The 13,070-nt window shown below is 66.5% G+C and carries 14 protein-coding genes; 9 read left to right on the top strand and 5 right to left on the bottom strand.

Features of this window, described 5'->3' with window-relative positions; all coding sequences use genetic code 11:
• The first annotated feature begins 78 nt into the window (after nt 1–78).
• The 4 genes from AC5592_RS30405 (at nt 79) to AC5592_RS30390 (ending at nt 4,278) form a co-directional block, all read left to right on the top strand.
• Nucleotides 79–1,314 (top strand): NAD(P)/FAD-dependent oxidoreductase, encoded by a 1,236-nt coding sequence (locus AC5592_RS30405; RefSeq protein WP_083871550.1) that lies wholly within the window; start codon nt 79–81, stop codon nt 1,312–1,314.
• A gap of 1,026 nt (nt 1,315–2,340) precedes the next feature.
• Nucleotides 2,341–2,796 (top strand): pyridoxamine 5'-phosphate oxidase family protein, encoded by a 456-nt coding sequence (locus tag AC5592_RS30400; protein WP_036511006.1) that lies wholly within the window; start codon nt 2,341–2,343, stop codon nt 2,794–2,796.
• Nucleotides 2,797–2,849: 53 nt separating this feature from the next.
• Nucleotides 2,850–3,845, top strand: coding sequence for an NADPH:quinone reductase (locus tag AC5592_RS30395; RefSeq protein ID WP_063066179.1), 996 nt, complete (start codon nt 2,850–2,852; stop codon nt 3,843–3,845).
• Between the two features lie 28 nt (nt 3,846–3,873).
• A complete protein-coding gene (locus AC5592_RS30390; protein WP_063066178.1) occupies nt 3,874–4,278 on the top strand; it encodes a DUF3052 family protein in 405 nt (134 codons plus the stop codon).
• Nucleotides 4,279–4,446: 168 nt separating this feature from the next.
• On the opposite strand, the gene AC5592_RS30385 is transcribed toward AC5592_RS30390, so the two are convergent.
• Nucleotides 4,447–5,748, bottom strand: a complete 1,302-nt coding sequence (locus tag AC5592_RS30385; RefSeq protein ID WP_198163972.1) for a lipase family protein — start codon at nt 5,746–5,748, stop codon at nt 4,447–4,449.
• A gap of 709 nt (nt 5,749–6,457) precedes the next feature.
• Nucleotides 6,458–6,994 carry a phosphatidylserine decarboxylase gene (locus tag AC5592_RS30380; protein WP_232329626.1) on the bottom strand — a complete coding sequence of 179 codons (537 nt, stop codon included), beginning with the start codon at nt 6,992–6,994 and terminating at the stop codon, nt 6,458–6,460.
• Here AC5592_RS30380 and AC5592_RS30375 point away from each other — a divergent pair.
• Nucleotides 6,941–7,129 (top strand): hypothetical protein, encoded by a 189-nt coding sequence (locus AC5592_RS30375; protein ID WP_051025634.1) that lies wholly within the window; start codon nt 6,941–6,943, stop codon nt 7,127–7,129. The genes AC5592_RS30380 and AC5592_RS30375 overlap by 54 nt on opposite strands.
• 122 nt (nt 7,130–7,251) lie before the next feature.
• Here AC5592_RS30375 and AC5592_RS30370 read toward each other — a convergent pair whose 3' ends face one another.
• Nucleotides 7,252–7,590 carry a hypothetical protein gene (locus AC5592_RS30370; protein ID WP_157122327.1) on the bottom strand — a complete coding sequence of 113 codons (339 nt, stop codon included), beginning with the start codon at nt 7,588–7,590 and terminating at the stop codon, nt 7,252–7,254.
• Nucleotides 7,591–7,686: 96 nt separating this feature from the next.
• Entirely contained in the window at nt 7,687–7,992 is a 306-nt protein-coding gene (locus tag AC5592_RS30365) for a hypothetical protein (RefSeq protein ID WP_063066174.1), read from the bottom strand.
• A 327-nt stretch (nt 7,993–8,319) separates the two neighbouring features.
• On the opposite strand from AC5592_RS30365, the gene AC5592_RS30360 reads away from it, so the two are divergent.
• Nucleotides 8,320–8,844 carry a hypothetical protein gene (locus AC5592_RS30360; protein WP_051025632.1) on the top strand — a complete coding sequence of 175 codons (525 nt, stop codon included), beginning with the start codon at nt 8,320–8,322 and terminating at the stop codon, nt 8,842–8,844.
• Between the two features lie 340 nt (nt 8,845–9,184).
• Here AC5592_RS30360 and AC5592_RS30355 read toward each other — a convergent pair whose 3' ends face one another.
• Nucleotides 9,185–10,606, bottom strand: coding sequence for an amidase (locus AC5592_RS30355; RefSeq protein WP_036510994.1), 1,422 nt, complete (start codon nt 10,604–10,606; stop codon nt 9,185–9,187).
• 82 nt (nt 10,607–10,688) lie between these two features.
• On the opposite strand from AC5592_RS30355, the gene AC5592_RS30350 reads away from it, so the two are divergent.
• The 3 genes from AC5592_RS30350 (at nt 10,689) to AC5592_RS30340 (ending at nt 13,025) form a co-directional block, all read left to right on the top strand.
• On the top strand, nt 10,689–11,369 hold the full coding sequence (locus AC5592_RS30350) for a TetR/AcrR family transcriptional regulator (protein WP_167332044.1): 681 nt from the start codon (nt 10,689–10,691) through the stop codon (nt 11,367–11,369).
• Between the two features lie 339 nt (nt 11,370–11,708).
• Nucleotides 11,709–12,782 (top strand): oxygenase MpaB family protein, encoded by a 1,074-nt coding sequence (locus AC5592_RS30345; RefSeq protein WP_063066173.1) that lies wholly within the window; start codon nt 11,709–11,711, stop codon nt 12,780–12,782.
• Between the two features lie 15 nt (nt 12,783–12,797).
• Nucleotides 12,798–13,025 (top strand): hypothetical protein, encoded by a 228-nt coding sequence (locus AC5592_RS30340; protein WP_371507550.1) that lies wholly within the window; start codon nt 12,798–12,800, stop codon nt 13,023–13,025.
• The last annotated feature ends 45 nt before the right edge of the window (nt 13,026–13,070 follow it).

Here is a 13,070-nt window from a genome sequence, read left to right as displayed (position 1 = left end):
CATCACATCCCGTGACTGTCAGTCTTCGTGCTCCTGTCCGGTTCAGGTTTCGAACCCCACCGAGACAGGAGCACAACCATGAAGCACCGCATCGTCGTCCTCGGAGCCGGGTACGCCGGAGCCATCACCGCCGGCCGCCTGGCCAAGCGACTGCACCGCGACGACATCGAGATCACCCTGGTCAATGCCGATCCCGATTTCGTCGAACGGATCCGCCTGCATCAGCTCGCCGCCGGACAGGATCTGCCGGCCCGTCCGCTGCAAACGATCTTCGCGGGCACCGGCGTTCGGGTGCGGGTCGCGTGGGTGGATTCGGTCGACGCGGACCGCAAGACCGTCGAACTGCTCGGCGAGAACGGCGCCGAGACCCTGGCCTATGACACCCTGGTCTACGCCTTGGGCAGCACCATCGCCGACATGGGCGTGCCCGGGGTCGCCGAGCACACCCACAATGTGGCCGGCAAACAGGCCGCGCTGCGGTTGCGGGAACGCCTGAACGAGTTGGTGGCGGGCGAGACCGTGCTGATCGTGGGCGGCGGCCTGACCAGCATCGAGGTTGCGACCGAGATCGCCGAGGCGCGCCCGGATCTGAAGGTCGCCGTGGCGGCGCGCGGCGGCGTCGGCGACTGGCTCGACGAGAAGGCACATGCCCACCTGCGCGCCAGTTTCGAGCGTTTCGGAATTACCGTGCACGAACACGCCGACGTCACTCGCGTCACCGAAGGCGGCGTCGTCACCCGAACCGGTGCGGAGATTGCGGCTCGAACGATTGTCTGGACAGCAGGTTTCGCCGTGCACCCGATCGCGGCCGCCAGCACGCTCACCGTCTCCGAGTCCGGGCGCATCGTCGTCGACGACACCCTGCGCTCGGTCTCGCATCCCGACGTCTACGCCGTCGGCGATGCCGCGCACGCCGCCGGAGTAGGCGGCAAGACGCTGCGCATGGGCTGCGCCACCGCCTCACCGATGGCGTGGCTGGGCGGCGACGTCATCGCCGCCCGGCTGACCGGAGGAAAGGTCCCGAACGCCCCCATCGGCTACAACAGCCAGTGCATCAGCCTCGGCCGCCGCGACGCCATCGTGCAGAAGGTCACCAAGCAGGATGAGCCGACCTCCAAGGTCGACGTGGGCCGTAAAGCAGCACGCATGAAGGAGCTGATCTGCAGGGGGACCGTGTGGAGCGTCAACCATCCCACCTTGATGATGCCGAGCCGGCGTCGCCACCTGATCACGAACCCCACCGAGACTGGGCGTGGCCGGCCAACCAGCGACCGGACCGCCGCTGCCGAACAACGGTCGACTGCAATCATCTGATCGGCAACGCCGCCGGCGGGGCAACTCGATCAGCGACCAGCCCTTGACATGCAGCAAGTCGAACGTGACGAAGGCCGCCCGGAACCACCGCAGCCATCGCGGCGAACCCACGCCGTTGTGCGATCGCGCCGGCTGCTCGTTTGAACCGGCACGATCTAGGTCCCCGCATACGCCCGGGCGGATGCGGGGACTTACCGAAGCAGTACCCGGCTGACGGCAGGCGAACCGCTGTCCGGGCAGTGAGGTGCATAGCCGAGGCCCGAATCTCCAGTGGGGTAGTCGATCTCGAACACTGTCGGCAACGACGCCGAGGATCCAGCGCCGATGCACGCAGCCCGTGGATAATAGACCGATCTATCAACACGGCGAGTCCACTTCGAGCCCCGCTCAGTTGCATGAATGCAGTAGTCATGCGAGCCTTTTCATCCGTGGGGATCGGACAGCGGCTTCGCTGGCAGACACCGAAAGTAGAGCCGCAATCGAACACGTCCGCGTCGGCGACGGATGCGCCCGTGGCATGGCACGACGTCATCAGTACCCTCGACCGTCTCGCGCCTGAAATCGCGGCAACCTGCCGGGCACGGCAGGTCCCGTCCCGCGAGCGGTCACTGCTGACAGGACGGGGCTGGCTTCTCGACTTCTATCCCGGTGCGCGCTTGCAGTTGCGGATCGATTGGACCGGCGGCTGGGCGTTCATGCACCGCCCGGTCCCTCGGCCCGGCGCCTACCGGGCGCTTCCCGGGCACGGAGCGAAGCGGATCTCGAGAAACGATGCTCGTCTGCATTGGGAGACCCGGGTAGCCGGAGATCCCAGCGTCCGCTCGGCGTTCACAGAACCCGCCCTGCGTGAAAGTTTCCGGAATCAGCTCGCACGTCTGTCGTCGGCCGGAACGCACTGAGTAACTGGCCCGGCGAGACCTCCCACTGAGGATGGACGCTGTGGCCCCGGTCGCCGTGCACCCGTCGCAAAGATGGTGACGAGCGCGGGCTCGGATTCGCCGGGAGGTCCGGGGGTAGGCAGGGGTCATGGGTGTCATCGACGAGGACATGCGCTCGATCGTGGACAGCGCCAAACTGGGGTTCGTCGCCACGGTGTGCGCCGACGGATCACCGAACCTGTCCCCGAAGGGAACCGTGCGGGTCTACGACGACGACCATCTGGTGTTCTTGAACCAGGCCTCGCCGGGCACGGTCGCCAACTTGCGGCGTGATCCCCGGCTGGAGATCAACGTTGTCGACTTCCTCAAACGACGCGGGTACCGGTTCAAGGGAACCGCCGAGTTCCACGGCCCCGGCAGCCCGGTGTTCGAGTGGATTCACGACTGGTTGCTCGCCACCCAGGGACCGGGATATCCCGCGATCGAAGCGGTACTGGTGACCGTCGACCGCGCCCTGCCGGTGGACTCGCCGGCCTACCAGTTCGGGCACGCCACGGAGTCCCAGTTGCGGGCGGCCTGGGCCAAGACGTACGGGGTCGGGTAAGTCCTGAGGCCGATACCGGCGGGCGCCTCATCGGCCGAAAGGAGGCAGACACGATGGCCGGGATTCCGGACGTGATGTACGCGGCCTACGTGGAGGCGCTCGGCCCCGCCGATGCGATCCACTACGGACGGTTGCCCGTCCCGCAGATCGGACCCACCGATGTGCTGGTGGCCGTCCACGCGGTCACGGTCGACCCGGTGGACACGTTCGTGCGGTCCGGGGCGTATGCGACGCCGACTCCTTTCCCGTTCGTCATCGGCCGCGACCTGGTCGGAAACGTCGTGGCGGTCGGCGACGGTGCAGTCGGCTATGCGGTCGGGGACGCGGTGTGGTGCAACAGTCTGGGCCACGGGGGCCGGCAGGGCTCGTTCGCGCAGTACGCGGTTGTCCCGGTCGACCGGCTGTACCACCTGCCCGACGGGGTGGATCCGGTCCAGGCGGTCGGGGTCGCACATCCGGCTGCCACGGCATGGCTGGGACTGTTCCGGCACGCTCGGCTCGGGCTGGGAGACGCCGTCTATATCGGCGGCGGCGCCGGACACGTCGGCGACGCCGCGGTCCGCCTGGCGCGCGCGGCCGGCGCGCGGGTCATCGCGTCCGCCTCCGGGGGCGGGCTCGAGCGTGTCCGGGATGCGGGGGCCGCTGTGGTAATCGACTACCGGGATCCCGGCATGGTCGAGCAGATCCGGGCGGCGGCGCCCGAGGGGTTGGACGTGTATTGGGACACCTCCGGCCACCACGACATCGACGTCGCGGTCGCAGTGCTGGCCCGCGGGGGCCGGCTCCTGCTGACAGCGGCCGGACCTCAGGCGCGGGTGCCGCTCCCCGTCGACCGCGCCTACACCCACGACGTCACCGTGGCTGGGTTCGCGATCAGCAACGCCACCGTCACCGACCTGGCCGCCGCCGCGACCGTGCTCAACCAGAAGCTCGCCGACCGAACCCTGACCGCACGGATCGCCGACACGATGCCCCTGGCGCGAGCAGCCGAAGCACACCACCGTCTCGAAAAGGGCGGCGTCCGCGGGCGACTCATTCTGATGCCATGACGATTCGCGCAGCACGTATCGTGAGCGCATGGCGGGATATTCCGGTGCCCTGTTGGCCCGCAAGCTCGGCATCCGGCCCGGCAGCCGCGTGCTGCTCGCCCACGCCCCGAGCGGATTCGCGCTCGAACCGCTCCCCGAGCAGGTCTACCTCCAGCGGCGCGCCGGGCGCGGGCAGTATGACGTGATCGTCGGCTTCTGTCCCGACTACCGGTCCCTGGAGCGAGGATTCGGCACGTGGCGCGCCCGCCTGACGCAGGCGGGCGGCCTCTGGGTCGCCTGGCCCAAGAAGTCCAGCGGGGTAGCTACCGATCTCAGCGATGCCGTCGTGCGCGAATTCGGCTTGGCCGCAGGACTCGTCGACAACAAGACGTGTGCCATCAATGAGACGTGGTCGGGTCTGCGCTTCGTCGTCCGGCTGGCCGATCGGCACTGAACAAGACGGAGCCGCAACGGGTTCGCACTTTGTGAGAAGCACCCGCCGCACGTGGCGCGGACGTCGCGGCGGGTGCACTCGCGATCCTGAACGAAGGGTTTCGACTCGGTGTCCTGCCCAGCAGCTGTCACCGGCCGCTACTTCGTCCGGAGTGGTGGATCATCCCGCCTAGATGTAGGTGAACTCGTTGGCGGGGGTCTTCTTCGTGTCGGAGATGGTCAACAGGTTCGTGATGGAGACGGCGACGGTCTCGATCCCGAGATGGCGCGGCGCGGTCGCCGTGATCGAGTTGATGCCGACCTTGACGTCGGTGCCGCGCTCGGACCCGAAGTAGACCACACAGGCGGATGCGAACGCGGCGGTCGACGGAACCTCGATCGTCACCGTCGTGCCTCCCGGGCCCTTGTTGGGGGACAGCGACTTGATCTGGGGCACATCGATGTTCACGGTCGGTGCGCCGAGGAGAGTGAGGTAGGTGTTGTTGGCGTGCTGATAGGCGAGCTGGCCCATCCAATCCTTCTCGGTCTTGCCGAGCGCATCGGTCGAGTGGCGCGCGTAGTCGGTGTTCATCGGCGGCTGCTGGGTCGGCTGCACGTACGGTGAGACGCCGCTCTCGGCCAGCTTCTGCGCGAGGTCCTGGATCTGGGACTGGACTGTCCGGCCTTTATCGTCCTTGCATTCGCTCGCGTACGGGCCGGGGGCGGGGAAGAAGGACTGGATGCTGGTCGGGCCCGGGCCCAGGTTCCACCACACGTTCGCGACCACGTCGTATTTGTTCCATATCGCCTGGCCATGGGGGAATTGGGTGTCGAACCATGTGGCGAAGTCCTGGTTTCCGGCGGTCGGGGCGGCGAAGGTATAGGTGTCGAAGGCGACCTTGGGGTTGAACTTCGCGAACTGGGACTGCAGAAACAGCGCCGCTGTCGTGACGAGACAGCCACCGAGGCTGTGGCCGGTGAGGTGCACGGTAGCCGGTTTGCTCGGACCGCAGAGAGTCTGCAGCGCGGACACCAGCGTCCCGGATCCGCCCGGCAGACCGAGGACACATTTCGCCGACATGATCTCGTCGAAGGCGGCCGCGGCGCCCTTCGCGATCACGGGTTTCGAACCGGCAGGCGGCGTGCCGCCCTGGGGGAACGGCACCTGCGTGAAAACCTCGAAATCCTCGGCCAGATCTATCAGCGAGCTGAACACCGTCCCGCGGAAGCAGACCGCCAACTCCGAGGTGTCATTGACGTTCTGGACCACGAACGCCATATTCGCGCGAAGAGAACTCATCCCCAGCCACACGACTTTCCACGAGTCGAGGCCGGGGGTCTTGGCCATCATCGATCGGATTCCGTCGAGCATTCGCTGCTGTTGCTGTACCGACGTCTCGCCGTCCGGAAGCGGAACGGCGGCGATCGGCGAAAAGGCGCACAGAGTCATCATCGAATCGACGTTCTGGTTCACCGTCGCAGCACTACTCATTCGTGCCACTCTCCCTCGTCGTCTGTGGGAGCACGTGAAGCAACTCCCTCGTGCGGGAAGCCGGCCGCCTCTGCTGTCGAGGCTACGAACGACCATCATTGCTTCGGGACCGGCTTTTTCTACGGAGCGCAATCGCCCGGAACAACCAGACCACTTTCACCACGTCCGCAAGGAGCGCAGGACGTAGAACAGCGTAGCGTCGTGTCGGCCGGTGAGCTAGCGGCATTCGATATCGGTTGTGGTCTTGACGCGGCGACATCGTTGCGCGCACACTACTTCTCTCCAACCGGACTTTTCTCTCCGGATATGGAAGGTCGTGGCAGCGTCGAAAGCATGCGGTGCCCCAGGGGCTCGAGCCGTATGACACAGCGGCAGAGATGAATTGGGTGATTCGGCAGCGCAGGGGATCTCGCGCCGACCACTCGCGGAAAGTAGTGGTGAACGGCCGAAGCGGCACCGGCACGAACATTGTTCCGGCTGAGACACCCGTCGGTGTGCTTCGACCGTTCGTCGCCGAACCGACTGTGTCAGTTCGGCTTCCGCATATGATCGGCGGGTTGCCGTGCGTGGGTGTTCCGGTAAGTCCGCCGTAGGATGCGAGCGAGAACGTTCATCTGCATGCGCCGCTGAAGGACGCGAGGTCGATCGCGTCGGTCCACGCCAGCGCGGCACCGAGGCGACCGCCGACAACTTGTAAATAGCCGTAACGCTAAGCTGGGCCGCGGTGGGCGGAGGAGGAAAACCTCGGATCGACTGTCCAGCAAGGGAATTCGATCATGATCGGCCCAGGCCGGCATATCGGGTGACAGCTTGCCGCCGCACCGACGACGGTGTGGTCCGGGTTCACGTCGTGCCTCGAGTGTGACGCTGACCGGGTCAGCCCGAATTCGTCTCCCTTGGCCATGTGTTTTCCGGGGGTGCAGGTGAGAGTGACCGATGCGACGTTCTGCATGCCGACGCACACGACCGCGACCGTTCCGATGTCGCCGTCGGGCGATTCGGCGGTGTCGATGACGACCACGCCGCGGGTCTGGAAGAACTCGAAGCCGGTTTCGGCGTTGTCCTGGCCCTTCAAGCCGTGGTCGGACAGCTCGACCTGCATGAACGCTTGCCCGTGAGTCACGAACGACTCTTTGACGATACCGCTCACCGGTAGGTGGAAGCGGTGATAGGCGTTGGTCGGCAGCATGTAATGGGCAAAGGTTCCGCCGGCGAATTTCGCGGCGTATTCGCTGCCGGTGAGCAGCGTTTCGATATTTCCGTACTTGTGCGTGCCTTTGATCGTCGTCGCCGGAATGTTCGAGGCGTCGTCGATGCCGTAACGGTGCTGGAACTGCTGGGGGCGTTCGGCTTGCCGTCGATCATGGAATCGCCCACGTGATATTCCGGAGCATTGTCGACGAACGATTTCAGCACGTCCGGCCCGAAGGATTCGGGAGTGTCGAGAAAGCTGCCCCAGTCGCGGGCGAAGTCGGTGACCCATTCCCGGAATGTGTCCGAGCCTTACGCCACGGATGTGTCATGGTCGTCCGTCTTCTGGTCGATGATCCAGAAGAAGTGGGAAAGCCGGTCGCTGACCTCCTGGGTGTACCGGTGCTGTGGTGCTTGTGCGCGCCATGCGGGCGAGTCGGTCTCCCGCGGTACCCAGCGAGCGAAATCATCGATGTAGTCGATATATTCCGCGACCGACTGCGGCCACGGTAACGCCGCCAGCAGTTCGTCCTTCAGCCCTTGCTCGGCGACCTGACGCGCCTGCACCAATGATCGCTCCAGGCCGTCGGCCAAGTCCGGATCCTCGTCGAGAAGGTTTCTGAGCCGCTGCCCGATCGCCATATCACTCACGTCGAACTCCTTCCGCTCACCGCCCCACCGTCCGATTACCCCCGTAGCCTCGTCTACACCGTGCCTGTGGTGCCTCGGTGCTGCACCTTCGCAGAGCTACGGCACGTCGTGGTGTTCGCCGGCGGTCAGTGGGCGGGCATACATGTGGCCGTCGCGGATGCCGAATTCGATGCGGCAGGGAAAGCTCGGGACTTCGGCGTCGGCGCGGTGATGATGGGTGACGAGCATGGCCATCGCCCAGTCGCGCAGCGGCACGGGCAGGGTGACCGTGGTTCCGTCGCGTAGTCGTAGGTGGGGTTCGCCGCGGCCGAGGGGGTCGGCGATGGCGATGCTCACGATGTCGAGGATCAGGCCGGTGTCGGTCGCGGAGGCGACCACGGGTGGGTCGAGCGCGAGAACCATATCGGCAACTTAGCCGCCGATTCCGTCGCGAGCACGGTGTGCGGGCTCGTGTCGGCTGCGGGTTTTCCCGGCAGGTCTACCAGCTGTGACCAGCATCGTTGCCGACGCGCGGATGTGCGTGCACTATCGAAATCGGCCGATCAAGGATGCTCGTGCAGGACCGAGTGGGCCCGGCCGCCGGATGCGTGAAATCCCTTGGCGACTCGTCACTCTCACATCGTGAACGGTGAGCCCTGCTCCCGGTCACGGCTGGTGTTCCGCGCCGGCCTCGGCAGACCTTGGCGGTGGTAGCAGCGAACGGAATCGTCGCGGAGAGGAGCGAATGCGATGACAGACACCCTGACCGATATTCCCACCGCACCCCTTCGGCTCGCACGGCCCGTCCCGGTCGCGCGGGCGACCTCGGCCCGCCCGGTCCCGGTGACCGGGGCCGCGAGCGAGTGGCATGAGGCGAAGACGGTGCTCGTCACCCGCGTCGCCGGCCCGCAGCAGTTGGTGACCGTCCCGCGGCTGGTCGTTCCTATCGGGTTCGGCCAGTTGGCGTTTCGTATCTCGTCGCGGACGCCGGAAGCCGGCGATCTGGTGCGCGACGGCCGGGTGCTGGTCCAGGCCGGTGATTGGCGCGGTCATCCGGCGCTGGGATCCCACCAGCGCCAGGGACACGCGCAGGTGGTGACCGCGGGCACGCTGGTGTCGTTCGTTCAGGCCGAGATCGAGGCCAAGTATCGGTGGCGAATTCCGCTGGCGAAGTTCGGCCACCGGCTGGCGCGGGGAAATGCCCCCTACGGCGACGTCGTCGTTCTCGTCACGGTGCAGGAGTCTCCGTCCCGGATGCTGCCACCGTCGCCCTGACCGACGCCAGACTCATGTCGCCGAACGAAGCGATGCCGCCGGGGTGGCGATCGGCCCGGCGGCATCGCAACGACTTTCGCGCAGCCCGTCATGCCGTCGGCCTACGCGCGGGCCGGCGCCGGGCAGGACGTCGGCCGCACTTCTCTGTTACCCGCTCCGCTATCGTCAGCAAACCTTCAGCGCTCGGATTTGAATCACAATCGCCGGTTGGGCGGAAGTATTCGATCGACGTTTCCCTCCACGTCACCGAGGGTGCACCGAGTCGACGAACGGCATGCCGCCACTGCGCGCGGCGGGTTTGCTGCCGCGGGTCGCTGAGAAGTCGGGAACGATCGGGACATCACCGAGGTGAGGAGTTCGCCGCCTGCTCCTGGATGCGGGGGAAGGGTTGTTCGGCTTCGAGGAGGTAGGCCAGTTCGATCAGCGTGCGCTCGTCGCCGTATGCGGCCGACAGTTGCACGCCGACCGGCAGGCCGTCGGGGGTGCGGCCCATGGGGAGCGAGACGGCGGGGGTGCCCGCGATGTTGTTCACCGGCGTATAGCTGACGTAGCGGGTGAGCCGGTCGATGAGTTCGGGGAAGGGGACCGTCGGTGCGATGTGGCCCAGCGGCGGCGTCGTGTGCGAGAGTACCGGCGACACAACGACTTCCAGGTGGGTGAACATTCGCGCGTAGGTGGCCGGGATGCGTCGCAGCCGGCGCAGTGCCGCCGGTGTGCGGTGCAGGTTGCGCCGGTGATGGGCGCGCAGTCCGCGCGTGAGTCCGTCGGTGGCGGCGGCGTCGAACGAGCGATCCAGGATGAGCTTGCCCGTGCTCACCGCGAGGTCGGCCAGCAGCGCCCAGTATTGGACGAAATCGGCGGCGAACTCCTCGGTGACCGGGAGCGCGATCGGTTCGACGACGTGCCCGGCCTTTTCCAGCAGCGTGGCGGTGTGCTCGACCGCGGCCCGGGTGGGTGCGTCGACCTCGGCGCCGGTGACGCTGTGCATGACCAGACCGACTCGCAGCCGTCGTCGCGCCGGGCCTCGGACTTCGCCGATGGGGGCGAGTTTCGGGTTGCGCCAGACGTTCTCGGCCGCGGCGACGAATGCCGCGGTGTCACGTACGGTACGGGTGAGCACGCCTTCGGAGATCATGCGGATCGGCAGGCTCCGCACCTGTTCGCCGTCGATGTGGCGGCCGCGGCTCGGCTTGAGTCCGACGAGTCCGCCGCATGCGGCGGGGATGCGGATGGATCCGCCGCCGTCGTTGGCGTGCGCGATCGGGACCACGCCCGCCGCGACGAGTGCGGCCGACCCGCCGGACGAGGCGCCGACCGAGCGGTCCAGATCCCACGGATTGCGTACGGGCGGTTCGGTCATGAATTCGGTGGTGGCGTTGAAGCCGAACTCCGGCAATCGCGATTTACCGAGCAGCGTCAGCCCGGTGCCGAGCAACTGGTCGGTGTAGGCGCCGTTCTTCGCGGCGGGCCGCGCCCGGAACGCCTCGCTGCCGTGGTTGGTCGGCAGGCCCGCGACGTCGGAATTGTCCTTCACGAATGTCGGCACGCCGTAGAGGTCGGCATCGGAGCGCGAGTGGTAGCGCGGAGCGTCGTAGATCGCGCAGGCGACGGCGTCGAGTTGCGGGTCGACCGCGCGCGCCCGCTCGATGGCGGCGGCGGCGAGTTCCTGCGGGCTGACCGAGCCGTCGCGGACCAGTCCGGCGAGGGCGACCGCGTCGTGCTCGCCGAGCGCATCGTCGCGAAATGCGTGAAGGGACGTCATGGCGGCTGAGTCTAGAAGAATTTACAGACTCTGCCCAGAGGGAAACTGTAAGGAGTTACAGAGATGGCCTAGGGTGGGCCGCGTGACTCCGCGCCGCCACCGCCCCAGCGCTCAGGCTCGCCGCGAAGCCCTGCTCGCGGCCGCTGTCGAAGTCACCGCGGCCGTGGGTGTGGCCGGAGTGACCCACCGCGCGGTCACCGAAAGAGCCGGCCTGCCGCTCACCACCGTCGGCTACTTCTTCGACTCGATCGACGCGCTGACCGAGGAAGCGCTGCGCGTCTACACCGACGCCGACGCCGATACCCAGGTCGCGCTCGCCGAGGCGCTGGCCGAGGCGCACAGCACACCCGACGAGATCGCCGCCGCGCTGTCGTCGGCCGCGACCCCGCGCTCGCCGGAGACACCGGCGTTGTTCGAGGCCTATCTGCACGCCGCGCGGCACCCGGAGTTCCGCGACGCCGCCGCGCGGGCACTGGATGCCGCACGCCGTGCCGCCGCCGCGGGCGTTCGCGCGGCCGGATCGCCGGAACCCGACACGGCCGCACCGGCATTCACCGCCCTGGCGCACGGGTTGGCGCTGCACGAAATGGCCGTCCCGGGCACGCTGCCGCCGGATTCGGTGCATGCGGCGTTCCGTGCGCTGTTTCTGGGGTTCCTGCTCGACAACGGACATGTCGAGCTGGCTCTGCGACTGCGGCGACAAGGGTCGGTGGACGTCGATCCGGCCGAGGATGATGGGCGATCTGCCGAACCCGATGCCTGACAAAGGTTTTCGCTCACGCGTGCGGGGGATGCCGATTTCGCTCGACGCCGAACGGCGCCAGGTGCTTACCTGACGGCGTTCGAGTTGGTGGGCCGACGTCCGACATGCGCCTCTCGGCGAGTGGTCGCTCGAAGCGGCGAATGGGGCGCGGCCGCCCGCCTTGTTGGCATCTTCAGGCACGGAATCGGCTCCGCTGTCATCTACGAAGCGTGACCACGGCGAACTTCTTCCGAGCGTAGGCCCCGCCCCTATACACCTATTGACGTCGCGGAATGCCGCCCCTAGCATTCCTACGCAAGCGTAGAAAACACTCTACGCAACCGTAGAAAAGGAGCTGTGATGGCGACGCTGCGTGAATGGCTGTTTCTGCCCGAGGTGGAGCCGCCGGAGGATTACGGCTTCTTCGGACCCGACTCCGTCGCATGGAAGGTGTGGAGTTATCCGACGAGTTTGTCGCTCGGCTTCCAGCGAGCCGTGGTGATCGAAGAGCTCGATCCGGCGCTGATCGCGGCGGTGGACAAGACCAGTGCCATCTACAGTCGGCCGCGAACTCGCTACGACCGGACACTGCGGTATTTCGCGATGGTCTTGTTCGGTGACAGCCGGTCGACGGCGAAGGCGGCCGACGTGCTCGTCAAGGTGCATTCCAAGGCGGTGGGTATCGATCCGGTGACGGGCGGCAGCTACGACGCCAACGATCCGCAGTCGCAGTTGTGGATTCATCTGACCGCGTGGCATTCGATATTGATCACCTACGAGAAGTACGGTCCCGGGCGGCTGTCGGAGGCCGAGGAGAATCAGTTCTGGGAGGAGTGCGCTCGCGCTGCCGAGTTGCAGACGTGCGACCCCGCCGATGTACCGAGGACCCGGGAGGGCGTCCGGGAATATTTCGAACGAATTCGGCCGGAGTTGATCGGTTCCGACATCGCGCGAAAGGCGATGCGGCACCTGCTGCGAGCGGATGTGATGCTGCCGCCGATGCCGTTCGTGGTCAGGCCGTTCTTCACGATCGTGGCGGCGTTCCTGCGGCGCGCGACGCTGGCCACGATGCCGCGGTGGATGCGGGAGATGGCCGGCTTGCCGACCAACCGGGGGCTGGATCTGCTGATCGTTCCGCCGATCAGCGCGATAGTCACCCTGATCAGCATGAATGTGTGGCTCCAGATCGTGCTCCTGCGTTTCTTGTCTCCCATGACGGTCGATATCGCGGCGCCGGTGTTGATGAAGATCGCGCCGGTGGCTCCCGTGACGACGACGCCGCGAGAGGCGCAGAAGCGGTACGGGTATGCGATTCCCGCTGCGGCGCATCATGAGCTGCGTGAAAAGCAGCGCAACCGGGTGTTGAACAAAGGGCTGGCACCCGGTGACGAGGGGCTCATCGAATCCGAACCCATCCTCGGTCGGATGGCCTGAGAGCGGGGAGTAAGCGTGTTGACAGAATTTCTCGATCGGCAGCTGAGTTTCCGCCAGATGCTGTATCTCGCGATCATGGCAGCTGTCGTGGTCGGCATTCCGTACTTCGGCATCGGCCTGATCTGGCTGTGGACTCATCACGATCATCTGGGTGAGCTGCACGGGTTCGACAAACTCTTTTCCGTCATCGGAGAAATAATCGCGTGGCCGCCGTTGGTGATTTCCGACATCACCCTGAGGTGACCGGAGGAAACGGCTCGGGACATGAACGGCCCGGTGGCACCTGGT

The sequence above is a fragment of the Nocardia violaceofusca NBRC 14427 genome (assembly GCF_963869435.1).
In the GTDB taxonomy this organism is placed as follows: domain Bacteria; phylum Actinomycetota; class Actinomycetes; order Mycobacteriales; family Mycobacteriaceae; genus Nocardia; species Nocardia aobensis.
Note: the sequence above shows the minus strand (reverse complement) of the source record. Positions and strands in the feature narration are given on the sequence as shown.